Genomic DNA, 24,741 nt, shown 5'->3' on the forward strand with positions numbered 1-24,741 from the left:
ATTCGTCCCTTGTTCCTGCGGCTCCGCCCCAGACCCCGCGCCTCACACGCCGGAGGGGCTGAAAATCTTCAGCCCCTCCGGCGCGGGGGTCTGGGGGCGGCAGCCCCCAGGCACGGGATGGGTAGGGGCGGAGGGGGCGAGGGAAATCAGTGTCGGTCAGCGCTCGGGGTCAGGTCCTGGAGGCCTACTACTCGTAGGAGTTGGAGGCGTTCGTGGGACTCCGTGCCCGGGCGGGCGGTGTGGACGATCAGGAGTTGGTCGTGGGCCGGGTTGAGCAGGACCTCGCAGCCCAGCTCCAGCAGCCCCACGGTCGGGTGCCGGAACCTCTTCGTCGAGGCGCGCCGCACCGCCACCTCGTGTGACTCCCACAGCCGGGCGAACTCCTCGCTCGCCGCGCGGAGTTCGGTCACCAGGCGGGCCGGCTCCGGGTCGTCCGGGCGGGCCGCGGCGACCGCGCGAAGGGTGGCCACATGCGAGCGGGCCAGCTCGGGGTGGTCCTCGGGCGGGAACAGGGCGCGCACCCGTGGCTCGGTGAAGAACCGCCGTATGACGTTGCGGCCGACGCTCGCTTCACCCCCCAGGGCCACCGCCATCGCGTTCTGGGCGAGCACGTCGCCGTAGTCCGTCATGACCTGCGCCGGCGCGTCGTACAGCCGGTCGAGGATCAGCAGCAGACCCGGGCGCACGTGGCCGGAGACGCCGTCCGTACGCGGCGGCTCCTCACCCACCAGGTGGAAGAGATGGTTCCGCTCGTCGCCCGTGAACCGCAGTGCCCGTGCCAGGGCGGCCAGCATCTGGCGCGACGGGCGCGGGCCGCGGGACTGCTCGAGGCGCGTGTAGTAGTCCACGGACATGCCCGCGAGCGCCGCCACCTCCTCGCGCCGCAGTCCTGGCGTACGGCGCCTGGCACCGGCCGCGAGTCCCACGTCGGAGGGATCGAGGCGGGCCCGGCTGCGACGCAGGAAATCGGCGAGTTCGGTTCGGTCCACGCTTCCAGCCTGGCCGAACGCGCCCGGCTTATCCAGGGCCTGCCGATCCCAGGATCGAGAGGTCTCTCCCGCGGAACTCGGCGACGCCCCACGCTGCTGGCAACAGAGGGAGCACATGATGCTGACGTTGGTGACCGGCACAACGGGTCAGGTGGGCAGCCGTTTCGTACCGCGGCTGCTGCGGCAGGCGCAGGCGGGGGATCAGGTACGGATCCTGATCCGCGACGGGTCGAAGGCGTCCGGGCTCGCCGAGCTCGGCGCCCAGGTCGTGATCGGGGACCTGCGCGACAACGAGGCGCTCGGCAAGGCCCTGGCAGGTGTGGACGCCGTGGTGAACATCGCGGCCGCGTTCCGTGGGGTGTCCGACGAGGAGGCATGGGCGGTCAACCACGACGCCGCGCTCGAACTGGGCCGCGCGTCGGTGGCCTCCGGCGTACGCCGCTTCATCCAGGTCAGCACGGTCGTGGTCTATGGAACGGGCCGTGGCCGGCCCGTCACCGAGGAGGACCCGACCGTCCCCGGTGGCCTGATGTGGGGCGCCTACGCGGAGTCGAAGGCGCAGGCGGAGCAGGCCCTGCTGTCCCTGGAGAACCTGGACGTCCGCGTCGGCCGCCTGGCCTTCGTCTACGGCGAGGGCGATCCCCATCTCGCCCAGTCGATGATGTGGGCGGGCGACTGGGCGGCCACGCAGCGCCTCCAGATGGTCCACCACGCGGATGCGGCCCAGGGCCTGCTGCGGCTCCTGCACGCCCCGGGAGCCGAGGGCCGTGTCTACAACATCGCCGACGACACCCCCGTCACGGCCGTGGACCTCCACCAGCTCAACCGCATCGACCTCCCCCCGGCCCTCTACGACCGCACGGACCCCGACCCGTGGCTCTGCATCACCTCCACGGCCCGCATCCGCCGCGAACTGGGCTACCGCCCGCTCTATCCGTCCGTCTGGACAGCCCTGGACGCGGGCGCGCTGTAGCCGTGGGCGCGGCCGGAGCTGCCGTCATCAGCGCGCCCGAAGAGCGTCGCGCAGCCACGCGTACGACGCCTTGGGCGTCCGCTCCAGCGTTGCGTAGTCGACGTGCACGAGGCCGAAGCGGCGCGTGTACCCCTCCGCCCACTCGAAGTTGTCGAGGAGCGACCACACGAAGTAGCCGCGTACGTCGACGCCGGCCTCCAACGCCTTGTGCAGCGCCCGCACATGACCGTCCAGGAACGTGATCCGCTCCTGGTCGTCGATGCCCTCGTAACTACAGCCGTTCTCGGTGATGACCACGGGGGGCAGCCGGTCGCCGTAGCGCTCGTGGAAGCCGGTGAGCAGCTCGGTGAGCGCCTCGGGAACCACCGGCCAGCCGAAGTCCGTGACCGGGTAGCCCGCCAGTTCGCGTACGGAGAAGGGGAGTTCGGCGGGCAGTGTCAGTCCGCCGAACTCGATCTCCGCGCCCTCGGGGGCGCCCACCTTGGTCGGCTGGTAGTAGTTGATGCCGTACCAGTCCAGCGGCTCCGCGATGATCTTCAGGTCGGACTCGACGTCACCGGGGAGCAGGTCGGCGATGCCCTCCGGGTACTGGCCGAGCAGCAACGGGTCCGCGAACAGGCGGTTGAGGAGCAGGTCGTAGAAGTCGGCGGCCTGTACGTCCTCCGTGCTGTCCGACGCCGCCCAGGTCGGCCCGTGCGAGTTGGCGATCCCGATGTCGGTGACTCCGGCCGCGCGCAGGGCCCGTACGGCAAGACCGTGGCCCAGAAGTTGGTGGTGGGCCACCGGCAGGGCGTCGAAGAGCAGCTTCTTGCCAGGTGCGTGTGCGCCCAGCGCGTGGCCCAACAGGGTGTGTTCGGCGGGCTCGTTGAGGGTGATCCACTTGGTGACGCGGTCGCTGAGACGGGCGGCGACGACGGCCGCGTACTCGGCGAAGCGCTCCGCCGTCGAGCGGTCCAGCCAGTCGAGGTCGACGGGCAGGTCCCAGTGGAAGAGGGTCGGCACCGGACGTACGCCCGCCGCGCAGAGCTCGTCGACGAGACGGTCGTAGAAGTCCAGGCCTCCGGGGGAGTTCACCCGGGGCCAGGAGACGGAGAAGCGGTACGCGTCCACGCCGAGGTTGCGCAGGAGCGTGACGTCCTCGCGGTAGCGGTGGTAGTGGTCGCAGGCCACCTCGGCGGTGGAGCCGTCCTTCACATGGCCTGGTTCGGCGGTGAAGGTGTCCCAGATCGAGGGGGCGCGTTCGTCTGCGGCTCCCTCGATCTGGTGGGCCGAAGTGGATACGCCCCAGAGGAAGGTGGGCGGGAACTGCGGGAGGGGACTCGTCGCCATGCGCGCGATCATCCTTACTCGCAGTAACGGAAGTCAACAGGGCCGTGTGAACTAGGAGTTACGACTTCGGGGGCGCCTGGAGGGAGGCGTGGTGCGGTTGTTGGGCGACTGCGGGCCGTCTTGGGCTCGTCGCGCCCACGCGTCGGAGCCGCGCAATGTCACAGCCCGCCCCTCTAAAGACCTCCCCGGGGCCCTCGTCTGACGAGAGTGCCCTGAAAGCCCTCGGACTGGGCCCTCGCCCTTTACGCTCCCTCCTTCAACACCCTCGAAATCAGACTCCGTTGCTCCTCCGTCAGTTTCGGGTCCGCCGCGAACACGGTTTTTCCGTCCACGGTGATCTCGTAGCTGAAGCCGTCCGGGACTCCGATGGGGGCAGTGTCCCGGCCAGCGGCGACCGCCTGCTCGGCCAGGGCGTGCCACTCGTGGGCATCGGGCCGTCCCGAGGTGTTCACCTCGGCGTGGCGCTCGATGCCGGCGAATCCGCCTGTGCGCCTTATCTGAATACGCATGGGTCCTGTCTAAGACTTATCCCGTGTCTATGACACGGGGGCGTCCGGTGCGTGGTCGTGTCGTTCCGGTGTGGGCCTTGGGCCGCATGGACGCGGTTTGGGTTTCATCCGGGGTTGTCACGGTACGCGGTCCGGCATTTCGCCGAGCAGAGGCCCTGGTGCGGGGCACGTGGTGCTCCGCCGGGTGGGCTGCCGTGGTGCTCTTGTCCCCGGGTGGGGGTGGGGAGGCGATCACGGTGGACTCGGACAGGGCTTCTTGCAGCCCAGGGCTGAACTGGTCAAGGGCCCCGCGGGCCGCCTCGGTATCGAGGCGGGCGCTGGCCGGGTCGTCAGGGTCGGTGAGGGTGGTGAAGCAACCCCAGGCGGTGGCGATCAGGTCGCGGTCCGCGCGCAGGCCGCAGCCTCCGTCGGCAGGGTCGCAGTAATGGGTGCGTTGGGACAGGGATTTGGGGACGAGGCGTCCGCACAGGCAGTGCTGGGACCAGGCGGTGGTGAACGTCGAGGCGCGCCGCAGGCAGCGGGATCCGCTCCAGCCTCCCGCGCACCGCTTCCTCCAGCACCACCCGCACCGCCAGTGCCCGCGCTGCTTCGACCTGCTCCTTCTTCCCGGTCACCGACGCGTGAGAGGACCGCGGCGGCCACGACAGATCGCAACCCCACGTCTGCCATCGGGCCTGCGACAACGACGAACCCGCAGGGGCAGCAGGGTATTTGAGTGGCCCCCACCCGCCAGGCCAGGGACACTGACCCGATGCGCATCCGAGCGGTCGGCATCGAGGAACTTCCTCTCCTCCAGGACATCGAAAGGGCCGCCGGGCAGTGCTTTCGCGGCATCGGCATGCCGGAGATCGCCGACGACGACCCTCTCCCGATCGAGGAACTCTCCCGCTACCAGCGGGCCGGACTGGCCTGGGTGTCAGCCGACAAAACTGACCGTCCGGTGGCCTACCTCATCGCGGACCCCGTCGACGGCAACCTGCACGTCGAACAGGTATCGGTCCATCCGGACAGCGCGCACCGCCGGGTGGGCCGGTCGCTGCTGGACCACCTCGCAGCCCGAGCCGCCACCGACGGAAAACCCGCCGTGACCCTGACCACGTTCGCCCACGTGCCCTGGAACGCCCCCTACTACGCACGCTGCGGCTTCCAGCCACTGGAGGAGAACGCGCTCACCCCCGGTCTCCGGGCGATCCGCCAACGGGAAGCAGCCCACGGCCTGGACCGCTGGCCACGGGTGTGCATGCGCAGAGCCCTGTGACCATCGGCCCCGTCCACCTCACCACCTGGCCGGCAGACGGACCGCCGCTGACTCACCACCGCATGGAGGACCGCACAGAGCGCCCGGCGCGAGCGGCATGCCGAAGAACTCGCCCGAGTCGATGCAGCATCATCTGCGCCAGCGCCTCAACAAGCACACCGCGGACCGCTGGCCGCAACTGACCCGGGTCGAGGTCCGTTACCGGGGCGGGTTCGCCTACCTCGACGGCGTACTGCCTGGCGGTGAGGTGCTCCCGCTGTGTCGCCTGCGCTTCGGCGGAGTCCTGCACACCTGGGCCTTCGCGATCTACATCGCCAGCCGCGACAGCTGTCAGGACAACACCCTGCCCAGCGGCCTACCCGTCGGAAGCCCCGAAGAAGCCCTCGACTGCGCCTGCGGCCTCTACCTCAACGACCTCACCGCCTGGCTCACCCCACCCTCAACGACCTAACGCGGTGCTGCCCTAGGAGGTGGGTACCCCGACCTGTTCCCACGCCTTCAGGACGGCCTGGAGTTCCTCGCCGTCGTTGAAGCGGGCGCGCGCCGCGGCGATCGTGAGCCCGGCGAAGTCGGAGAACAGGGCCTGCTGGCCCAGTTCGCCGCCGGTGAGCACGTCGTACCAGATCTGGCCCGCCCGCTCCCAGGCGTTGCCGCCGAGGGCGGTGGCGGCCAGGTAGAAGGCGTGATTGGGAATGCCGGAGTTGATGTGGACTCCGCCGTTGTCGCGGCCCGTGTTCACGAAGTCGTCCATCGTCGCGGGCTGCGGGTCCTTGCCGAGCACGTCGTCGTCGTACGCCGTGCCCGGTTCCCTCATGGAGCGCAGCGCGGTGCCGGTGACGCGCGGGGCGAGCAGGCCCGCGCCGATCAGCCAGTCGGCCTCGGCGGCACTCTGGCCGAGTGTGTACTGCTTGATGAGCGAGCCGAAGACGTCGGACAGGGACTCGTTGAGGGCGCCGGGCTGCCCGAAGTAGGTGAGGTTCGCGGTGTACTGGGTGACGCCGTGGGTCAGCTCGTGGCCGATGACGTCGACCGGGATGGTGAAGTCGAGGAAGATCTCGCCGTCACCGTCGCCGAACACCATCTGCTCGCCGTTCCAGAAGGCGTTGTTGTAGTTCTCGTCGTAGTGCACGGTCGCGTCGAGCGGCAGGCCCTCGCCGTTGATCGAGTTGCGTCGGTAGGCGTTCAGGTACAGCTCGAAGGTCGCGCCGAGACCGGCGTACGCACGGTTGACGGTGGCGTCCTTGCCGGGCTTGTCGCCCTCGCCGCGGACCTTCCTGCCGGGCAGGTCCGTGCGGTGGCGGGCGTCGAAGATCGTGCGGTGCGGCTTGTCGTCGGCGGCTTCCCTGGCCGGGGCCACGGCGGGCGCTCCGACGACCGTGGTCAGCCGGCGGTGGGTGCGTTCGAGAGCGTCCCGCTCCAGGGTGCGGCGGGCGGGCCCGGCGAGCGCGGGGTCCTCGGCGCGGGCCAGCCGGTCGAGGACGTGGGGCGGCACGATGGTGCAGAAGACAGGCTCGAAGCCTGACGGATTGGCGGTCATGCCGGGCACATTTGCACTGAGTCATGACTCTGTCACTACCGGCAACCATGATTGGTGAAATGTGACAATAAGGGCCGCCCGGACCTGCCCCCAAGTGGTATGGCGCACCTTTTGCCTGATATGGGTGGGCGGTCCCGCATACTGATACGGGCCCCCGCATCCGGTGCGGTTCGGCTAGCATGCGGAGCATCATGCGTTTCGGGCTGCTCCTCCTTAGCTGCCGCGGCGAGGGCCTGTAAGTCGAGGCCGACCCCCTCCCCGCGGAGTCTGGCGTTGCGCCGTCGGCCGTCCTTCAGGACACCTTCGAGGAGCCGTCGCATCATGGCGAACAGCCAGCACCGTCCGAACCGTCAGCAGCCCACCTCCATGCCGGTCCACAAGTACCGCCCGTACGACCAGGTCGACATCCCCGACCGTACGTGGCCGGACAACCGGATCACCGTCGCCCCCCGCTGGCTCTCCACCGACCTGCGTGACGGCAACCAGGCCCTGATCGACCCCATGTCGCCCGCCCGCAAGCGCGAGATGTTCGACCTGCTGGTGAAGATGGGCTACAAGGAGATCGAGGTCGGCTTCCCGGCCTCCGGCCAGACCGACTTCGACTTCGTGCGCTCGATCATCGAGGAGGAGGGCGCGATCCCGGACGACGTCACGATCTCCGTACTGACCCAGGCCCGCGAGGACCTGATCGAGCGGACCGTGGAGTCCCTGGTCGGCGCCAAGCGCGCCAACGTCCACCTCTACAACGCCACCGCCCCCGTCTTCCGCCGGGTCGTCTTCCGCGGCTCCAAGGACCAGATCAAGCAGATCGCCGTCGACGGCACCCGGCTGGTCGTGGAGTACGCCGAGAAGCTGCTGGACGAGCGGACGACCTTCGGGTACCAGTACAGCCCCGAGATCTTCACCGACACCGAGCTGGACTTCGCCCTGGAGGTCTGCGAGGCCGTCATGGACGTCTGGCAGCCGGGCCCGGACCGCGAGATCATCCTCAACCTGCCCGCCACGGTGGAGCGTTCGACCCCGTCCACGCACGCGGACCGCTTCGAGTGGATGTCGCGGAACCTCTCCCGCCGCGCGTACGTGTGCGTCTCCGTCCACCCGCACAACGACCGCGGTACGGCGGTCGCGGCGGCCGAGCTGGCGCTGATGGCCGGCGCCGACCGCATCGAGGGCTGTCTGTTCGGGCAGGGCGAGCGCACCGGCAACGTCGACCTGGTCACCCTGGGCATGAACCTGTTCTCGCAGGGCGTCGACCCGCAGATCGACTTCTCGAACATCGACGAGGTCCGCCGCACCGCCGAGTACTGCAACCAGATGGAGGTCCACCCCCGTCACCCGTACGTCGGCGACCTCGTCTACACCTCCTTCTCCGGCTCGCACCAGGACGCCATCAAGAAGGGCTTCGACGCCTTGGAGGCCGACGCGGCCGCCAAGGGCGTCACCGTCGACGACATCGAGTGGGCGGTCCCCTACCTGCCGATCGACCCGAAGGACGTCGGCCGCTCCTACGAGGCGGTCATCCGGGTCAACTCGCAGTCGGGCAAGGGCGGTATCGCGTACGTCCTGAAGAACGAGCACAAGCTGGACCTGCCGCGCCGGATGCAGATCGAGTTCTCCAGGATCATCCAGGCGAAGACGGACGCCGAGGGTGGCGAGGTCACCCCGAAGGACATCTGGGCGATCTTCCAGGACGAGTACCTGCCGAACTCCGGAAACCCGTGGGGCCGTATCCAGGTCAAGACGGGGCAGTCGACGACGGACCGCGACGGCATCGACTCGCTGACCGTCGAGGCCTCGGTGGACGGTCAGGACACGGTCCTGACCGGTACCGGCAACGGTCCGATCTCCGCCTTCTTCGACGCCCTGCAGTCCATCGGCGTCGACGCGCGCCTGCTCGACTACCAGGAGCACACGATGAGCGAGGGCGCCTCCGCGCAGGCCGCCTCGTACATCGAATGCGCTATCGGCGACAAGGTTCTGTGGGGAATCGGGATCGACTCGAATACGACACGTGCCTCGCTGAAGGCCGTGGTCTCCGCCGTCAACCGCGCGGGCCGCTGACCTCGTTCACCTGGCATTTCCCGGCCCCGTCCGCCTTTTGAGGCGGGCGGGGCCGTGTCGTTTACCGGCCATTCCATGTGCAGGTCACGGGTGGGTCTCGTCCTGGGTACTGACTCGACATCAACAATGTGGCTAACATCACGCCAGCGCGGCGATGTTGCCGCGGCGTTACGGAGGTGTGCGACGTGCTGCCAGGATGGGGACGAAACGGTCGTGCAGTTCCGGTTTCCCGGATCCTGGGCACCCGTACCGCGTGGACCACCGTCGGCGACGGTGAGTTCTTCTGCCCGGGCTGCGGAGGTGACCGCAACTACCAGCGGCTCACCGGCCGGCGCCGCATCACCTGCCTCGGCGTTCCCGTTCTCCCGCGCGGCGAGACCGGGCCCGTCGTCGAATGCGCCGCCTGCCGCCACCACTACGGCGCCGACGTCCTGGACCACCCCACCACCACCCGCTTCTCCGCGATGCTCCGCGACGCCGTCCACACGGTCGCCCTCGCCGTGCTCGCCGCGGACGCCCACTGCGCCCGTACGTCCCTGGAGACCGCCGCCTCGGCCGTCCGCTCGGCCGGCTTCGACGACTGCACGGAGGACCAGCTCGGCGCCCTCGTCGAGGCGCTCGCCGCGGACACCGGGCGCGTCTTCGGCGAACCGTGCGGCGCGAGTCTGGCCATAGAGCTGCACGAGGCCCTGGACCCGCTGGCCCCGCACCTCGCCCCCACCGGCCGGGAGGCGATCCTCCTCCAGGGGGCGCGTATCGCGCTGGCCGACGGCCCGTACACGCCCGCCGAGCGTGATGTCCTGTCGACGGTGGGCGCGGCACTGACGATCTGCTCGGACGACGTGACGCGGCTGCTGGCGGCGGCGCGTACGCCGTCGTAATACCCCGTACGCCGTCGTACCTCCCCGTACCTCCCCGTACCCCCCGTACTCGCGGTGCTCCCTGATTCCCCGTACTCCCCAGGGAGTAGTCCGGCCGTCGGGACACCCGCCGCAGTACCCGTGAACTCGCCCTCCCGTGCGACGAATTGGCCTCTCCGCGCCGGAAGTCTGGTGTGTGTCCAGACGAACCGTCCAGGAGGGGGGACCCCGCCATGGGGCCCGGAAACACCACCACGCGTACCCGGAGAAGGGCCGTGCCCTGGGCGCTGCTCGGACTCTGGGTGGCACTGCTCGCCTTCGTCGCGCCGTTCGCGGCCAAGTTGGCCGACGTACAGCACGACCGGGCCACGGACTACCTCCCGGCGAGCGCGGACTCCACCCAGGTCGCCAAGATCCAGGAACAGTTGCCCGGCGGCGAGACCACCGAACTGGTGCTGGTCTACCACCGCGACGGCGGGCTGACCGCCGCCGACCGTACGACGGCGGCGCAGCAGGTCGACGCGATCGCGGCCGCGAACCGGCTGACCGGAACACCGCGGGGCGTGCCGTCCGGGGACGGGACCACCCTGATGTACCCGGTGGCCAGTACCGAGCCTGGGATCGACGAGGAACTGCGGGACGCGTTCGTCAACGACGTACGCGATGTCGCCCGGGGAGAGGACGGCCTGAGCGTCGAGGTGGGCGGGCCGGGGGCGCTCGCCACCGACGCCGCCGAGGTATACAACTCCCTCGGCGGGCCGCTCCTTTACACCACCGTCGCCGTCGTCGCCCTCCTGCTGATCGTCATCTACCGCAGCCCGCTGCTGTGGCTCGTCCCGCTCGCCGTCGCGGGCATCGCGGACTACCTGTCGATGGGCGTCGCCTACGGACTCCATCAGGCGTTCGGCACCACCATCTCCGGACAGAGCTCGGGCGTGATGACCATCCTGGTGTTCGGTGCCGGGACCGACTACGCGCTGCTGCTCATCTCCCGCTACCGGGAGGAACTGCGGCGCGTGGAGCGGCCGTACGACGCCATGGTGGTCGCCCTGCGCGGCTGCGGGCCCGCCGTGCTCGCCTCCTCCGGCACCGTCGCCGTAGGACTGCTGTGCCTGCTCGCCGCCGACCTCAACAGCAGCCGCGGGATGGGCCCGTTGGGCGCACTCGGCGTGCTGTGCGCGCTCGTCGCCATGCTGACCCTGCTGCCGGCCGTCCTCGTCCTGCTCGGGCGCCGGGTGTTCTGGCCGCTCGTCCCCGCCTTCGGGAGCAGGCCCAAGGAACGCCGAAGCCTCTTCACCGCGATGGGGAGTTCGGCCGGACGCCGGCCGTACGCCGTCCTGGCGGGCGGAGCCGTACTCCTCGGCGCGCTGGCGCTCGGCACACTGAACCTGCCCGGCGCGCTCAAGCAGCAGGACTCCTTCGTCGACAAGCCCGACGCCGTCGCCGCGATGGAGACCCTCGCCGCCGCCTACCCCGAACAGGGCACCCAGCCCATCACCGTGATCACCCCCGCCGACCAGGCCGACGCCACCCTCGCCGCGGCCCGCGACCACCAGGGCGTCGCCGCCGCCGAACGCGGACGCACCGGAAACGGCTGGACGGAGATCTCCGTCACGGCGAAGGGCGCGCCCCAGTCCGCGGCGGAGACCGCCACCATCAAGTCCCTACGGGACGACCTCAACGGGTCCTACATCGGCGGACCTAGCGCGGAACAGCTCGACCTCAAGGACACCAACGCCCGCGACCAGCTCGTCGTCGTACCGATCGTCATCCTGTCCGTCCTGCTGATCCTGATCGTGCTGCTGCGCAGCCTGGTCGCCCCGCTGCTGCTCGTCGCCGCCGTGATCGCGGTGTGGGGCGCGGCGCTCGGAATCGGCGGCCTGCTCTTCGGACCGGTCCTCGGTTTCGCGGGGACGGATCCAGGACTTGGCCTGCTGTCGTTCGTGTTCCTCGTCGCCCTCGGCGTGGACTACGGCATCTTCCTCATGCACCGGATGCGGGAGGAGTCGCTGTCCGGCGCCGAACCCGCCGCCGCCGCGCTCACCGCGCTGCGGACCACCGGGGGTGTCATCGCCTCCGCCGGGCTCGTCCTCGCGGCGACGTTCGCCGTGCTGACGAACATGGGGCTCGTGCAGCTGGTCCAGCTGGGATTCGTGATCGCGGTGGGGGTGCTGCTCGACACCTTCCTCGTACGGACGTATCTGGTGACGAGCGCGAGCGTCGCGCTGGGCCGGAAGGTGTGGTGGCCAGGGCGGTTGTCGCGGGAACCGGCTCAGGGGCAGCCCCCCGAGCCGCGCCAGAAGGAACCCGTCGTCGTCGGCTGAGTACCGCGTGGGCGCCCCTCCCTGTCGGAGGGGCGCCTTCCGGCGGAAGATGAACCGTTCAGACAGACGGAGGATGAACCCGTGCAGGCAACCACCACGGCGGCGCGGCCCCGCCGCAGCGAGCGGGTCATGGCGGCGATCAACCGCGATCCCGGAGACTCCCCGCACGCGACCCGCAACGACGCGCTGCTGGCCCTGGCGGTCGCCGTCATCGGCACGACCTTCGCGCTCCTCACCGACGACGCACGTGAACCGGACACACTCGGCTGGGTACTGCTGCTCGCCGCCCATACGCCCCTGGTGTGGCGCCGCCGCCACCCGCTGCTCGTCCTGGCCGCCGTGGTGGCGATGGTGGCGCCCTACCACGCCCTCGACAACAACCACCTCGCGGTGACGCCGGCCTCGTACGTCGCGCTCTACACCGTCGCCGTCACCGGCCGTCCGCTGCGCACCGTGCTGGTGGGCATGGCCGTCGTCGGCATCTCCGTCAGCGTGATGCTCACCGTCGACACCCACCAGGCCATCGAACTGCTGCGTATCTCCGGCTGGGTCGTCGCCGTGCTCTTCTTCGGCGTCGACGTCCGCTTCTACCGCCAGTACGTCGCCTCGATCGTCGAGCGCGCCGAACGCGCCGAACGGACCCGCGAGGAGGAGGCCCGCCGCCGCGTCGCCGAGGAACGCCTGCGCATCGCCCGCGACCTGCACGATCTGCTCGCCCACAGCATCACCCTGATCGGCGTGCAGACATCCGTCGCCGCACACGTCCTGGCCGCCGACCCCGACCGCCTGGACCGGGAGGCGGTCGCCAAGGCCCTCGACGACATCTCCGGCACCTGCCGCAGCGCCCGCGGCGAACTGCGCACCACACTGGAGGTGCTGCGCGAGTCTCCCTACGGAGGAGACGGGCGCGGCCCGCTGCCCGGGCTCGACGGAGTGCCGGACCTGGCAGCGGCGGCCCGGCTCTCCGGCGCCGAGGTCGAGCTCGCCGTCCACGCGGACGGCGTCCCCTCCGCGGTCGGCGCCGCCGCCTACCGGATCGTCCAGGAGGCCCTCACCAACGCGGTACGGCACGGGGGACCCGGTGTGACGGTACGCGTGGACCTGCGTGCCGAGGGCGGCGCGCTGCGGCTCGCGGTCACGGACGACGGGGTGGGCGACGCGGGCAGCACACCCGGGTTCGGGCTCGTGGGGATGCGGGAGAGGGCGCGCAGTGTGGGCGGGACGGTGGAGGCGGGTATGCGGGTGGAAGGTGGATTCGAGGTGGTGGCGGTGTTGCCGGTGGAGTCGGCGGAGCCGGTGGGGGATGCGGTGCCTTGGCAACCCACAAGGGGAGCAGGACCCGTTCGTGTCGCCGAGCTCGGGTCGGGTGAGCCCCGATGACCATCCGGGTGGTCCTCGCCGATGACCAGACCCTCGTGCGGGCGGCGTTCGCGATGCTCGTCGAGTCGGCGCGGGACATGGTGGTCGTCGGGCAGGCGGCCACGGGCCGGGAGGCGGTGGAGCTGGCCCGCAGCGCAGGGGCGGATCTGATCGTCATGGACATCCGCATGCCCGACCTCGACGGCATCGAGGCCACCCGGCTCATCGCCGCCGACGCGGACCTGGCCGGGGTCAGAGTCCTGGTCCTGACCACGTACGACACCGACGAGCACATCGCGGAGGCGCTGCGCGCGGGCGCCTCCGGCTTCCTGGTGAAGGACACCAGGCCCGCCGAGCTCCTCGACGCGATCCGCACGGTGGCCGCCGGCGAGTCCCTGCTCTCGCCGGGCCCGACCGCCCGGCTCATCGCCCGTTTCCTGCGCAGCCCCTCGGTGCCCGCGACGGGCGGGCCCGAGGGGCTCTCCGGGCGGGAGCGCGAGGTGCTGACGCTGGTCGCGCGGGGCCTCAACAACACGGAGATAGCAGGGTCGTTGGGGCTGAGCCCGCTCACCGCGAAGACCCACGTGAGCCGCATCATGGGCAAACTGCGCGCCCGCGACCGGGCCCAGCTGGTGATCGTGGCGTACGAGTCGGGGCTGGTCGCTCCGCGCGCGCTGTGAGCTGACGGCACGTCAACACGCCGCGGTGGTGTGCGTATCACGGTGTCCCAACGGGCAGATTAGGTTCTGCCGGACGTCCCACGTCCCACGTCTCATGTCCCATGTCCGCTCGATGGCCAACCGTCCGCCGCAGTCCGTCGCAGTCCAGGGAGTGTCATGACCGTCATGAGCCGCACGGCCGCGTTCGCGGCAGCCACCGCACTCCTCACGGCCGCCGCCGACCCCGGCAGGGACTCCACCGTCCCGCCGGCCTCGCCCGACTGCACCTCCTCCGTGCCGTACACCGCGGGCCAGGGCGGCTACGACACCTACCGCATCCCGGCCACGGTCAAGACCCCGGCCCGCACCCTGCTCGCCTTCGCCGAGGGGAGGCACAGCGGCGCCGGTGACACCGGCAACATCGACGTCGTCGTGAGGCGTTCCTACGACAACGGCTGTACGTGGGGTGCGCTGCGGGTCGTCGCTTCCGGGGACGGCGACACCCGGGGCAACCCGGCGCCGGTCGTGGACCCTCGTAGCGGCCGGATCGTCCTTGTCACGTCGTACAACAGCGGGGCGGTGACCGAGGGGCAGATCATGCGCGGCGAGGTCACGGCGGCGCAGAGCCGGCGCGTCTTCGTCCAGACGAGCCGTGACGACGGCCTCAGCTTCTCCGCCCCCCGTGACATCACGGCAGAGGTGAAGCTGCCGGACTGGCGGTGGTACGCCACCGGTCCCGGGCACGCGGTCGCCCTTCGGCACGGTCCGCATGCCGGGCGGCTTGTGGTCGCCGCCAACCACTCCGCCGCGCCGCCGGCCGGGTCCGCCGACACCGGGCAGGAGCCCAAGTACTACGGCGCGCACGCCATCTACAGCGACGACGGTGGGGTGAGCTGGCGGCTCGGGTTCGTCGACGACTCGTACGACGGGGTCGACAACGCGAACGAGAGCGTCGCGGCCGAACTCCCCGACGGGCGGGTGTACTTCAGCTCCCGCGACCAGAACGGCACGAGTGCCGGCAACCGGCTCGACTCCTACTCCGGCGACGGTGGCGAGACCCTGGACCGTCCGTACGCCGTCCAGCCCACGCTGAACGACGCGCCCGTCGTCCAGGGCAGCGTCCTTCAGCTCCGGGGGGCGGGGGCTGTGCTGCTCTTCTCCGCGCCTTCCGTGCCCACCGCTCGGCGGGCGATGGCTGTCTGGCGTAGCGCGAACGGGGGTTCGACCTTCACCAAGGCGATCACGCTGTCGCAGCGGCCGGCCGCGTACTCCGACCTGGTGCAGCTTGGGACCAGCCGGGTGGGGGTTCTCTACGAGACGGGTTCGGCGGGGACGTACGAGGGGATCGAGTTCCGGCGAGTGCGGATGGCTGACCTACGGGGGTGAGGTGGGGTTTGTTTCGCCCCCTCCGCCCCTGCCCATTCCCGTCACTTGGGGGCTCCGCCCCCAAACCCCCGCTCCTCAAACGCCGGAGGGGCTGAAACTCACCCGGCCGGCACTGGAGATTTTCAGCCCGTCCGGCGTTTGAGGACGAGGCCGTCCAGGCCGAAGCGGGGGCCTGGGGGCGGCAGCCCCCAGAAACGGGACGGGAAGGGGCGGAGGGGGCGAAAAACCCTACAGCAACCCCGCCGTCGCCAGGTACTTCCCCACCCGCTCGATCTCCCCCTCCGACAACGCGACCTGCGGCTCCGCCGTGACCGGGCAGTCGATGATCCCCCGTAGGTACAGCCCCGCCTTGAAGGCTCCGAGCCCGGCGGAACTACCCCCCATCCGGGCGGGATCGCCGACCCCCACGATCCCGAACAACGCACACAACCGCTCCTGCTCGGCCCGAGCCCGCCCCCAGTCGCCGTCCCGGCAGAGCTGGTACAGCCGTACGTACCCCTCGGGGTCGACGTTCGCCAGCCCGGGCACGACCCCGTCCGCCCCGAGCGCGAGCGCGGAGTCGACGACGAGTTCGGAGCCGGTGAGGACGCTGAAACCGGTGATGCCGGGGTGCGAGCGGGCGCCCATGACGACGGAGCGGAAGTCGGCGAGATCGCCGCTGGAGTCCTTCAGGCCGGCGAGGGCGCCGTCGGCGGCGAGTTCGAGGACGAGCTCCGGGCTCAGCTTGGTGTGGACGGACACCGGCATGTCGTACGCGAAGACGGGCACGGAGGACCGCGCGGCGAGGACGCGGAAGTGGCGGGCGATCTCGGCGGGATGGGTACGGGTGTAGAAGGGGGCGGTCACGACGACCGCGTCGGCGCCCGCCGCGGTCGCGTACCCGATGTGGTCGAGTACGCGCGGAGTTGTCATGTCGATCGCCCCGGCAAGGACGGGAAGCTGTCCGCCGACGTGCGAGACGACCGTGGAGACGACGAGCCGCCGGTGCGCGTCCGTGAGGTACGCGGCCTCGGCCGACGAACCGAGCACGAACAGACCGTGCACCCCGCCCTCCACCAGATGGTCCACGAGCCGGATGAGCGAGGGGACGTCCACCTCGCGGGCCGGTGTCAGAGGCGTGCAGACGGGCGGAACGACACCGGTCAGCGGGGCGGGGATCGTCATGAGGGCTCCCTGGGATGGTGCTCGAACGGGACGTCGGCCATGACGGCGGCCGGCGAGGCGGACAGCGCCTGCGCGACCAGGTCGCGCGTGGACTGGCCCTCCTCCACAGGATGGTGGCACCGGTAGCGGTGATCGGGGCGTGACGCGGCCGTGAAGTCCGGCATGCCACCCGCGCACACCTCGTCCGCCTTCCAGCACCGGGTACGGAACGGGCAGCCGGACGGCGGACGGGTCGCCGAGGGGACGGGGCCCACCAGGGGGATCGGGTCGATGGGGTCGAGGAGGCCGGGCGTGGCCGAGAAGAGGGCCCGGGTGTACGGGTGCCGGGAGCTGTCGGTGACCTCGTGGGCCGGGGACTCCTCGACGATCCGGCCGAGGTACATCGTGATCACCCGGTCGCTCATCCTGCGGACCGTCTGGATGTCGTGCGAGACGAAGACGAGGGCCAGGCCCAGGCGCTCCTTCAGGTCCAGGAGGAGGTTCAGGATCTGGGCGCGGACCGACACGTCCAGGGCGCTCGTCGGTTCGTCGGCCACGACGAGGTCGGGGTCCAGGGCCAGTGCGCGGGCGATGGCCACGCGCTGGCGCTGGCCGCCGGAGAGCTGCCCCGGCAGGCCGTCGGCCAGCACGCGGGGCAGGCCGACCAGCTCCATCAGCTCCTTGACCCGCTCCTCGCGCTGGGCCGGCGTACCGCGCTTGTGGACGTCCAGCGGGTCCCGCAGGATCCGCCGGATCGTCAGGCGCCGGTTCAGGGCGGTGGACGGGTCCTGGAAGATCATGCCGGTGCTGCTGCCGACGGCCTTGCGCCGCTCGGCGGGGCTCAGCGACCACAGGTCCCGGCCACCGAACGTCACCGTCCCGTACGTCGGCTGCTGCACCCCCACCAGCACCTTGGCGAGCGTCGACTTGCCGCAGCCGGACTCGCCGACGACGCCGACCGTCTCGCCGGGCGCGATGGTGAGGTCGGCGCCGGTGAGGGCGTACACCCGGTCGCGCGAGAACAGCCCGCCGGTGCGGGCCTTGTGGACGACGTGAACGTCGGAGAGCGAGAGCAGGGCGTTCGTCGCGGGGGCCTCGCCTTCGAGGGTCGGCGCGTTCACCGTACGGTCCCGTCTTCGCCAGTCGGCGTGATCACCGTACGGCGGCTCCGCGTCACCGTACGGCGCCCGCGCTTCCCCCAGTCGGCGTGGCCTCGTACGGCCCCGTCTTTCTCAGCCGGCGCGTTCACCGACGACCCCGCTTCCCCAGCCTGCGCGTTCAATTCACCACCTCGCTTTCGGTCGGATCCGGCGTCAGGTCGATCGCCGGGTGGTGGCAGGCCGCCAGGTGGTAGCGGCTGCCCAGTAGGTCGGGCGGGGTGTCGCGGCACCGTTCGCTCGCCATCGGGCAGCGGTCGGCGAAGCGGCAGCCCGCCGGGAAGTCCGCGGGGGAGGGGACGACGCCCTTGATCTGCGTCATCCGTTCGGCCGCCGTCTCCAGTGACAGGACGCTGCCCAGGAGGCCGCGCGTGTAGTGGTGGGCCGGTTCCTCCACCAGGTCGGCGGTCACGCCGACCTCGACGATCTGGCCGCCGTACATGACGACCACCCGGTCGGTGACCGCCGAGATCAACGCCAGGTCGTGCGAGACGAGGATCAGCGCGAAGTCCAGCTCGGCGCGCAGTCGCAGCAGCAGCTCCATGACCTGCGCCTGGACGGTCACGTCGAGGGCCGTCGTCGGTTCGTCGGCGACGATCAGCTTGGGGTCGCGGGACAGCGCCATGGCGATCAGGACGCGCTGGCGCTGGCCGCCGGAGAGCTCGTGGGGGTAGCTGCGCAGGGTGCGTTCGGGGTCGAGGCCGACCAGTTCGAGGAGCTCGGCGGGAGTGCGTCGGCCGCCCCGTCGTACGACCTGTTTCAGCTGCGACCTGATCGTCATCGCCGGGTTCAGGGACGACAGCGCGTCCTGGTAGATCATCGCCATCTCGTGGCCGAGCAGCTTGCGCCGCACGCGCATCGGCTCGCCGACCAACTGCCGCTGGTTGAAACGCACATGGCCCCGGACCCGGGCGCCCTTCGGCTCCAGGCCCATCACCGTCAGCGCCGTCAGCGACTTGCCGCAGCCGGACTCGCCCACCAGCCCGAGTACCTCACCCGGCCGCACCTCGAAACTGATGCCGTCGACGATGTCCACACCCCCGTGGCGGGCATCGAAGCCGATGGCCAGGTTCTCGACGGCCAGAACGGGCAGGGCACCCTCGGGAAGGGGGCGGGCCCGGCTGCGCAGCCGCCCGGCGGCCTCCGAGAGCCCCGGCAGGTCCAGGACCTTGCCGCTGCCGGGCTCGGGGGCCTCAAGACGGTCCTTCGCCTCTCGTGCCGGCACGTCTCGCGCGGCGGGTGCGGCCCACGCGTCCGAGACGCCCTCGGAGAGGATGTTCAGCGACAGTACGGTGACCAGCATCAGCAGGCCCGGGAAGACCGTGGCCCACCAGCCTCCGGTCAGCACCATGTTCTTGCCGTCCGCGATGACGCTGCCCCAGGACGGGTCCGGGGGCCGGACGCCCGCGCCGATGAAGGACAGCGAGGCCTCGAAGACGATGGCCTCGGCGACCTGCACGGTGCAGAACACCAGGATCGGCGCGGCGCAGTTGACAGCCACGTGCTTGATGACGATGTGCGGGGTGCGGGCGCCGATGACGTGCTCGGCGGTGACGTAGTCCTCGCCGTACTGGGCGAGGACGTTCGCCCGTACGACCCTGGCGACCGACGGCGTGAACAGGAAGGCGATCGCGCAGATCAGCACCGTGATCCCGCCGCCGAACACGGCGACCAGGACGGCGGCCAGCGCGATGCCCGGGAACGCCATGACCACGTCCAGGCAGCGCATCAGCGTCTCGTCGACCGCCTTGCGCGAGGTCGCGGCGACCGCGCCGAGGAGCGCTCCCACGACGAGGGCGAGCGCGGTGGCGCCCAGGCCGATGGCGAGGGACCAGCGTGCGCCGTACATCAGGCGGCTCATGATGTCCCGGCCGAGGCTGTCCTGCCCCATCCAGTGGCTGGCGGACGGGGCGCCGGTGCCGCCGACCGGTGTCTGCTGGTCGAGCGGGTCGTCCGGGGCGAGCAGCGGCGCGAACACCGCGACCAGCACCACCAGGGCCAGGAAGCACACGGCGATCTTGGACAGCAGGGGCAGCCGGCGCCAGCCGCGCAGCCGGATGCCGGGGCGGGACAGGACCTCGGTGAGACGTGTGCGATGGAACGGCGTGAACATCAGGTCGCCTCCCTCAGCCTCGGGTTGACCAGCAGATACAGGATGTCGATGGCGAGGTTCACGACGACGAATCCGGTGGCCGTGGTCAGGACGACACCCTGCACGACCGCCGGGTCACCGTTCTTCACGGCGTCGATCATCAGCTTCCCCATGCCGGGCAGCGAGAAGATCGTCTCGATGACGACCGCCCCGCCGAGCAGATAGCCCACGCGCAGTCCGAGCACGGTGAGCGGGTTCATCAGGGCGTTGCGCAGGACGTTGCGGCCGACCACGACGTGCGGCGGCAGGCCGCTGCCGATCGCCGTCCGCACGTAGTCCTTGTCGAGCTCCTCGACCACCGACGTGCGCACGATCCGGGTGAGCTGCGCGGCGACCGGCAGCGACAGCGCCAGCGCGGGCAGCGTCATCGTCTTGAGCCAGCCGGTCAGCGAGTCACCCGGGTTGATGTAGCCGCCGGTCGGGAACCAGCCCAGGTCGACGGCCAGGTACTGGATCATCAGCAGCGCCAGCCAGAAGCCGGGCGCCGCGACACCGGTCAGCGAGACGACGCGGATGATCTGGTCGGGCAGCCGGTCGCGGTAGATCGCGGCGGTGACCCCGCCGAGCAGCGCGAGCACCACGGCGACGCCGAGCCCCAGGAAGGTGAGCTGGAGTGTGAGTGGCAGCGCGGTGGTGATCTGTTGGAGTACCGGCTCCCTGGTCAGCGCGCTGGTGCCCAGGTCGCCGTGCAGCAGGTCACCGAGGAAGGAGAAGTAGCGGACCGGGAACGGATCGAGGAGCCCGTTCCGCTGCCGGAAGTCGTTCAGCTGCTGCGGAGTCGGATTGGCGCCCTGGAAGAACGCCGACGCCGGATCGACGTCCGAGAACCGCATCACGATGAACACGAACAAGACGATTCCGAGCATCAGCGGCACGAGCAGGGCGATGCGGCGGAGCAGGATTCTGACGACGGTGACCACGTGCTGACTACCTCCGGTCTACGCCCACTTGGCTTGCAGGAGGTTGATCCCGGGGTACGGCTGAGCCCTTATCCCGGTGAGCTTCTTCGGGTCCCAGGCGGTCATCAGCTCGTTGTGCACGACCGGATAGAGCACGGCCTGTTCGGCGACGACGTCGATGTAGTCCTGGATCATCGTCTTCTTCCGGGTGGCGTCCGGCTCCCGCGTCGCCTGGTCCATGTCCTTGAAGAGCTTCTTGGCGACGGAGTTGTCGGCCCAGCGGGCGTAGCCCATCCACAGGTTCTGCGGGCCGTAGTTGTAGTGCATGATCAGGTCGGCGTCGAGGCCGAACTGGTTGGGGTTCGAGGCCGCGGCGACCACCTGGTAGTCCTGCTTCTGGTCCATCTTGGTGAAGACGGCCGTGGTCTCCTGCGGGTCGAGCGTCGTCCTGACGCCGATCGCGTCCCAGGACGCCTTGATCGTCGGAAGGCAGTCGACGATCCAACTGACGTTGACCGCCATGATGTCGACCTTCAGCCCCTTGACCCCGGCCTCCGCCAGGAGCTGCTTCGCCTTCTCCGGGTCGTACGCGTACACGGTCTTCGCCGGCCGGTAGCTCGGGTTGCCCTCGTTGAGGAACGAACTCGACGGCCTGCCGTGCCCCTTGAGCGCGACCTGGACCATCTTGTCGGTGTCGATGGCGTAGTGCAGCGCCTGCCGCACCCGCACATCGTCGAAGGGCTTGCGCCGGGTGTTGAACATCAGGAAGAGGTTGTTCATCCCCGCGCCGCCCTCGACGGTCATCCCGCCCTTCGTGAGCTGCTGGATGTTGGCGTACGGAATGTTGTCGGCGATCGGCGCTCCGGCGCTGGCCCCCGAGATCTTGGCGACGCGCGGTGCGGCGTCCACCATCGTCAGCCAGTTCATCTTCTTGAAGGCCGCCCTGCGCGGGCCGTTGTAGTCGGCGAAGGCCTCGAAGGTGGTGTTGGACTTCGGGTGGTGGGCGGTCTGCCGGTACGGTCCCGAACCGATCGCCTTGCCCCTGATCGCGTCGTCCCAGGCGCCCGGCAGGGAGAAGACGTGCTTCGGCATGACCTTCGCGAGGGTGAGCCGCGAAACCCCTTCGGGGAAGGGGAACTTGAGCAGCAGCTCGACGTTCATCGCGTCGATCTTCCTGACCTCCCGCAGCCAGCTCGCGAAGAAGCCCTTGCCGAGCGTCTGCGTCTTCGGATCGAGGATCCGGTCGAACACGAACACCACGTCGTCGGCGGTGACGGGCTTCCCGTCGTGGAACCTGGCGCCCGGCCGCAGTTCGAACTTCCAGGAGGTGCCGGTGAGGTCGGCGGGCACCTGGGTGGCGAGTGCGGCGTACGGCTCGCGGGAGATCGGGTCCGTGTCGAGCAGGCCCTCGTAGATGTGGTTGTTGGCGGCCATGGAAAAGGCGGACGCCGTCTGCGTCGGATCCCAGCTGCCGTCGTTCCCGTAGCCGATGACGGCGGTCAGCGTGCCGTTCCCGCCGCTGCCTCCGCCACCGGTGTCGTTCGTGGACTCCGGCCCCCACGAGCACGCCGACAGCGACGACGAGACGGCGGCGGCCGCGCCCAGCGCGCCGGTGTACTTCAGGAACGACCGGCGGTGCAGCGCCGGAGTGGGGGTCACGTCGCGCACGGTTCCTCCAGTGAGGAGTGGTCCAGTGAGTGGGAGATACGACGTCCTACGTCATAGGGGGCAGCGTGACCATAAGAGGGGGCGTAAGGAGGGTCAAGGGAACACACACGAATGGCGTATGTTCCAAAGGTGCGACCAATGGCACAGAGAAATAGGCCTAATTGACGACTGGTCAATGACTGATTGACGTTTCTTCATTCTGGAGGTGGGACGTCGGATGTCCAGCGAGCGTACGATGCGGCGCATGCCCGAGGAGACCGGTAACCGGCGCAGACCCGAGCGTCGGCTGGGCGGCCAGATACAGCGCGAGGTGATGCAGCTGATCCTCGACCGCGGACTCCGGGCCGGTGCGCCCCTGCCGACCGAGACGGAGCTGATGGAGGACCTCGGCGTCAGCCGTAACTCCGTCCGCGAGGCCCTCAAGGCGCTCCAGGCCCTCGACATAGTCGACATAAGGCACGGCTACGGCACCTACGTCGGCGAGGCGTCGCTGACCCCGCTGGTGGACGGCCTGACCTTCCGGACACTCGCCCGGCCCGTCGACGACGCGAGCGCGCTGGCCGAGATACTCCAGGTCCGCGAGGTGCTGGAGGAGGGGCTGATCCGCCGGGTCGCGGGCACGCTCTCCGAAACCGAGCTGGACCGGCTCGAATCGATCGTGGCGAGGATGGAGATCGCGGGCGGGACGGAGAGCGCGGGCCCGACGGACATTCCCGGCCGGGAAGGCGGCCCCTTCGCCGAACTCGACCGCGAATTCCACGAGTTGCTTTACGCCTCCCTGGGCAACGCCCTCGTCCCCCAGCTCCTCGGCGCCTTCTGGACCGTCTTCCGCCGCGTCTCCGGCATCCGCGGCTGGACCGACGACCCGGCACCCGAGGTCACCGTCCGCCGCCATCGCGACATCGTCACCGCCCTGCGCGCCCACGACGTCGAAGGCGCGCAGCGGGCGATGACGGTCCACTTCCGCGGCATCGAGGCGCGGGCGGCGCAGGAGTCACGCGGGGTAGGTTGAGTCTCGTGACCGAGACCTGGGACCCGAACGGCGCGGGCGTCCTGCGCCTCCCCTCCGGCCGCCTGGTCCGAGGCCGCGCCCTGCGCCGCCCGCTGCCACCTGACGGCCCTCCACCGACGTACGCCGTGTATCTCCTCGGCAAGCAGCCGCCCGAAGTCCCCTGGGAGACCCACTGGTTGCGCTGGCCGGACTTCCGGCTGCCCGCCGACCGGGCCCGTGCGGTCGAACTCCTCGCCGAGGCCTGGCGCCGGACCCCTGCCGACCGCGTCGAGCTCGCCTGTGGCGGTGGCCGGGGCCGCACGGGCACCGCCCTGGCCTGCCTGGCCGTCCTCGACGGGGTACCGCCGGAGGGGGCCGTGGACTTCGTACGCCGCCACTACGACCGGCACGCGGTGGAGACACCGTGGCAGCGGAGGTACGTACGGCACTTTGCCGCCTGAGCGGGGACTACGAAGCGGCGTCGGTTTCCGCCACCGTCCGTACGTAGGCGCCCAGGCGGGCGATGGCCGACGGGTTGCGCGGGCTCTCGACGAGGTCGACGTAGTCGAGGACGAAGATCCGCTTGTTCTTGACGGCGGAGACGTTCCTCAATGGCGCGTACGAGAGAAGGAACTTGCGCTTCTCCTCGGCGCTGACGTCCCCGTAGTCGCAGATCACGATGACATCCGGGTCCCGCTCGACGACGGTCTCCCAACCCACCGTCGTCCAGGAGTCGTTGAGGTCGTGCGTGATGTTCACGCCGCCCGCCTTGCTGATGATCTCCTCGGGGGCGGCGTACCGGCCGGAGGTGAAGGGCTGGTCCTGGCCGCTGTCGTAGAGGAAGACCTTCGGCCGGTCCGCGCCCGTCGGTGCCTCGGCCTGCACGGCGGTGACCTCCTTCTTGAAGTCCGCGACCAGCGTGGCCGCCCGCTTCTCGACGCCGAAGAGCTTCCCGAGGTTGGTGAGGTCGGCGTACAGGGCGTCCAGCGGCGGCATGATGCCGCGCGAGGAATCGGTACGGCCGTTGCGGCAGGACTCGGTGAGGATGTACGAGGGGACGCCGAGCTTCTTGAGGGCGTCCGGGGTGAAGCCGCTGTCCTCGCGGAAGCCGTAGTTCCAGCCGGCGAAGACCAGGTCGGCGCGGGCGTCGAGGACGTTCTCCTGGGTGAGCTGCTGCTTGGACAGCCACTTCACCTCGTCGTAGCCGTCCTTCCAGGGCACGCCGGTCAGATCGCCCTTGTCGTCGGGCATGGCGAACCCGGCCATGCGGTCCTCCAGGCCCAGCGCGAACATGATCTCGGTGATACCGACGTCGTTCGTGACGACACGTTCGGGGACCTTCTCGTACATCACCTTCTGACCGCAGTTGGTGAGGGTGACGGCCGACGACGCGGGTTTCGACTCAGCTGTCTCGACCTGGGCGCCGCATCCGGTGGCGAGAGTGGCGAGGCACACGGCGGCGGCTGCAACGGGCTTGCGCATACGAG

General features: G+C 70.2%; 21 protein-coding genes. 11 read left to right on the forward strand and 10 right to left on the reverse strand.

Features of this window, described 5'->3' with window-relative positions; all coding sequences use genetic code 11:
* Positions 1–146: 146 nt before the first annotated feature.
* On the reverse strand, positions 147–989 hold the full coding sequence (locus ACFWP7_RS22715; protein WP_384383709.1) for a helix-turn-helix transcriptional regulator: 843 nt from the start codon (positions 987–989) through the stop codon (positions 147–149).
* A 118-nt stretch (positions 990–1,107) separates the two neighbouring features.
* Between ACFWP7_RS22715 and ACFWP7_RS22720 the strand changes: the two genes are divergently transcribed.
* Positions 1,108–1,962, forward strand: coding sequence for an NAD-dependent epimerase/dehydratase family protein (locus ACFWP7_RS22720; protein ID WP_384383964.1), 855 nt, complete (start codon positions 1,108–1,110; stop codon positions 1,960–1,962).
* Positions 1,963–1,989: 27 nt separating this feature from the next.
* Here the strand turns inward: ACFWP7_RS22720 and ACFWP7_RS22725 are convergent, their stop codons facing one another.
* On the reverse strand, positions 1,990–3,303 hold the full coding sequence (locus ACFWP7_RS22725; RefSeq protein WP_384383711.1) for a GH1 family beta-glucosidase: 1,314 nt from the start codon (positions 3,301–3,303) through the stop codon (positions 1,990–1,992).
* A gap of 230 nt (positions 3,304–3,533) precedes the next feature.
* Positions 3,534–3,800 carry a protealysin inhibitor emfourin gene (locus ACFWP7_RS22730; RefSeq protein ID WP_384383714.1) on the reverse strand — a complete coding sequence of 89 codons (267 nt, stop codon included), beginning with the start codon at positions 3,798–3,800 and terminating at the stop codon, positions 3,534–3,536.
* A 751-nt stretch (positions 3,801–4,551) separates the two neighbouring features.
* On the opposite strand from ACFWP7_RS22730, the gene ACFWP7_RS22735 reads away from it, so the two are divergent.
* The gene (locus tag ACFWP7_RS22735; protein WP_384383716.1) at positions 4,552–5,058 is read left to right on the forward strand and encodes a GNAT family N-acetyltransferase; all 507 of its coding nucleotides are present in this window, start codon (positions 4,552–4,554) and stop codon (positions 5,056–5,058) included.
* Positions 5,059–5,155: 97 nt separating this feature from the next.
* The gene (locus tag ACFWP7_RS22740) at positions 5,156–5,509 is read left to right on the forward strand and encodes a hypothetical protein (protein WP_384383719.1); all 354 of its coding nucleotides are present in this window, start codon (positions 5,156–5,158) and stop codon (positions 5,507–5,509) included.
* A 12-nt stretch (positions 5,510–5,521) separates the two neighbouring features.
* Here ACFWP7_RS22740 and ACFWP7_RS22745 read toward each other — a convergent pair whose 3' ends face one another.
* Positions 5,522–6,595 carry a M4 family metallopeptidase gene (locus ACFWP7_RS22745; RefSeq protein WP_384383721.1) on the reverse strand — a complete coding sequence of 358 codons (1,074 nt, stop codon included), beginning with the start codon at positions 6,593–6,595 and terminating at the stop codon, positions 5,522–5,524.
* Between the two features lie 321 nt (positions 6,596–6,916).
* Here ACFWP7_RS22745 and leuA point away from each other — a divergent pair, with 321 nt between their 5' ends.
* From leuA to ACFWP7_RS22775, 6 genes are all read left to right on the forward strand, one after another.
* Positions 6,917–8,656, forward strand: a complete 1,740-nt coding sequence (gene leuA, locus ACFWP7_RS22750) for a 2-isopropylmalate synthase (RefSeq protein WP_384383723.1) — start codon at positions 6,917–6,919, stop codon at positions 8,654–8,656.
* Positions 8,657–8,841: 185 nt separating this feature from the next.
* Positions 8,842–9,537, forward strand: a complete 696-nt coding sequence (locus tag ACFWP7_RS22755; RefSeq protein ID WP_384383725.1) for a TerB family tellurite resistance protein — start codon at positions 8,842–8,844, stop codon at positions 9,535–9,537.
* A 212-nt stretch (positions 9,538–9,749) separates the two neighbouring features.
* Entirely contained in the window at positions 9,750–11,840 is a 2,091-nt protein-coding gene (locus ACFWP7_RS22760; protein ID WP_384383727.1) for an MMPL family transporter, read from the forward strand.
* Between the two features lie 81 nt (positions 11,841–11,921).
* On the forward strand, positions 11,922–13,220 hold the full coding sequence (locus ACFWP7_RS22765) for a sensor histidine kinase (protein ID WP_384383730.1): 1,299 nt from the start codon (positions 11,922–11,924) through the stop codon (positions 13,218–13,220).
* Positions 13,217–13,879 carry a response regulator gene (locus ACFWP7_RS22770; protein ID WP_384383733.1) on the forward strand — a complete coding sequence of 221 codons (663 nt, stop codon included), beginning with the start codon at positions 13,217–13,219 and terminating at the stop codon, positions 13,877–13,879. The genes ACFWP7_RS22765 and ACFWP7_RS22770 overlap by 4 nt, the downstream gene beginning before the upstream one ends.
* A gap of 156 nt (positions 13,880–14,035) precedes the next feature.
* Positions 14,036–15,244, forward strand: coding sequence for an exo-alpha-sialidase (locus ACFWP7_RS22775; RefSeq protein ID WP_384383736.1), 1,209 nt, complete (start codon positions 14,036–14,038; stop codon positions 15,242–15,244).
* A 228-nt stretch (positions 15,245–15,472) separates the two neighbouring features.
* Here ACFWP7_RS22775 and ACFWP7_RS22780 read toward each other — a convergent pair whose 3' ends face one another.
* The 5 genes from ACFWP7_RS22780 to ACFWP7_RS22800 form a co-directional block, all read right to left on the reverse strand.
* Positions 15,473–16,408, reverse strand: coding sequence for a dihydrodipicolinate synthase family protein (locus ACFWP7_RS22780; protein WP_384383739.1), 936 nt, complete (start codon positions 16,406–16,408; stop codon positions 15,473–15,475).
* Positions 16,405–17,508, reverse strand: a complete 1,104-nt coding sequence (locus tag ACFWP7_RS22785) for an oligopeptide/dipeptide ABC transporter ATP-binding protein (protein WP_384383742.1) — start codon at positions 17,506–17,508, stop codon at positions 16,405–16,407. Before ACFWP7_RS22785 ends, ACFWP7_RS22780 begins: the two co-directional genes overlap by 4 nt.
* Positions 17,509–17,665: 157 nt before the next feature.
* The gene (locus ACFWP7_RS22790; protein ID WP_384383744.1) at positions 17,666–19,657 is read right to left on the reverse strand and encodes a dipeptide/oligopeptide/nickel ABC transporter permease/ATP-binding protein; all 1,992 of its coding nucleotides are present in this window, start codon (positions 19,655–19,657) and stop codon (positions 17,666–17,668) included.
* Positions 19,657–20,616, reverse strand: coding sequence for an ABC transporter permease (locus ACFWP7_RS22795; RefSeq protein ID WP_384383747.1), 960 nt, complete (start codon positions 20,614–20,616; stop codon positions 19,657–19,659). The genes ACFWP7_RS22790 and ACFWP7_RS22795 overlap by 1 nt, the downstream gene beginning before the upstream one ends.
* An 18-nt stretch (positions 20,617–20,634) precedes the next feature.
* Positions 20,635–22,263 (reverse strand): ABC transporter substrate-binding protein, encoded by a 1,629-nt coding sequence (locus ACFWP7_RS22800; RefSeq protein ID WP_384383750.1) that lies wholly within the window; start codon positions 22,261–22,263, stop codon positions 20,635–20,637.
* Positions 22,264–22,498: 235 nt separating this feature from the next.
* On the opposite strand from ACFWP7_RS22800, the gene ACFWP7_RS22805 reads away from it, so the two are divergent.
* The gene (locus ACFWP7_RS22805; protein WP_384383967.1) at positions 22,499–23,275 is read left to right on the forward strand and encodes a FadR/GntR family transcriptional regulator; all 777 of its coding nucleotides are present in this window, start codon (positions 22,499–22,501) and stop codon (positions 23,273–23,275) included.
* A 5-nt stretch (positions 23,276–23,280) separates the two neighbouring features.
* A complete protein-coding gene (locus ACFWP7_RS22810) occupies positions 23,281–23,715 on the forward strand; it encodes a protein-tyrosine phosphatase family protein (protein WP_384383753.1) in 435 nt (144 codons plus the stop codon).
* Positions 23,716–23,722: 7 nt separating this feature from the next.
* Here ACFWP7_RS22810 and ACFWP7_RS22815 read toward each other — a convergent pair whose 3' ends face one another.
* Positions 23,723–24,736, reverse strand: coding sequence for an ABC transporter substrate-binding protein (locus tag ACFWP7_RS22815; RefSeq protein ID WP_384383755.1), 1,014 nt, complete (start codon positions 24,734–24,736; stop codon positions 23,723–23,725).
* Between the last annotated feature and the right edge of the window lie 5 nt (positions 24,737–24,741).

This window comes from Streptomyces sp. NPDC058470, from assembly GCF_042721055.1.
Taxonomy (GTDB): domain Bacteria; phylum Actinomycetota; class Actinomycetes; order Streptomycetales; family Streptomycetaceae; genus Streptomyces.

Coding starts and splice junctions, on each gene's coding strand:
- ACFWP7_RS22770 (WP_384383733.1), top strand. CDS start 13,217: ATGACCATCCGGGTGGTCCTCGCCGATGACCAGACCCTCGTGCGGGCG.
- ACFWP7_RS22775 (WP_384383736.1), top strand. CDS start 14,036: ATGACCGTCATGAGCCGCACGGCCGCGTTCGCGGCAGCCACCGCACTC.
- ACFWP7_RS22740 (WP_384383719.1), top strand. CDS start 5,156: ATGCCGAAGAACTCGCCCGAGTCGATGCAGCATCATCTGCGCCAGCGC.
- ACFWP7_RS22735 (WP_384383716.1), top strand. CDS start 4,552: ATGCGCATCCGAGCGGTCGGCATCGAGGAACTTCCTCTCCTCCAGGAC.
- leuA (WP_384383723.1), top strand. CDS start 6,917: ATGGCGAACAGCCAGCACCGTCCGAACCGTCAGCAGCCCACCTCCATG.
- ACFWP7_RS22780 (WP_384383739.1), bottom strand. CDS start 16,408: ATGACGATCCCCGCCCCGCTGACCGGTGTCGTTCCGCCCGTCTGCACG.
- ACFWP7_RS22790 (WP_384383744.1), bottom strand. CDS start 19,657: ATGTTCACGCCGTTCCATCGCACACGTCTCACCGAGGTCCTGTCCCGC.
- ACFWP7_RS22730 (WP_384383714.1), bottom strand. CDS start 3,800: ATGCGTATTCAGATAAGGCGCACAGGCGGATTCGCCGGCATCGAGCGC.
- ACFWP7_RS22725 (WP_384383711.1), bottom strand. CDS start 3,303: ATGATCGCGCGCATGGCGACGAGTCCCCTCCCGCAGTTCCCGCCCACC.
- ACFWP7_RS22720 (WP_384383964.1), top strand. CDS start 1,108: ATGCTGACGTTGGTGACCGGCACAACGGGTCAGGTGGGCAGCCGTTTC.
- ACFWP7_RS22745 (WP_384383721.1), bottom strand. CDS start 6,595: ATGACCGCCAATCCGTCAGGCTTCGAGCCTGTCTTCTGCACCATCGTG.
- ACFWP7_RS22815 (WP_384383755.1), bottom strand. CDS start 24,736: ATGCGCAAGCCCGTTGCAGCCGCCGCCGTGTGCCTCGCCACTCTCGCC.
- ACFWP7_RS22760 (WP_384383727.1), top strand. CDS start 9,750: ATGGGGCCCGGAAACACCACCACGCGTACCCGGAGAAGGGCCGTGCCC.
- ACFWP7_RS22805 (WP_384383967.1), top strand. CDS start 22,499: ATGCGGCGCATGCCCGAGGAGACCGGTAACCGGCGCAGACCCGAGCGT.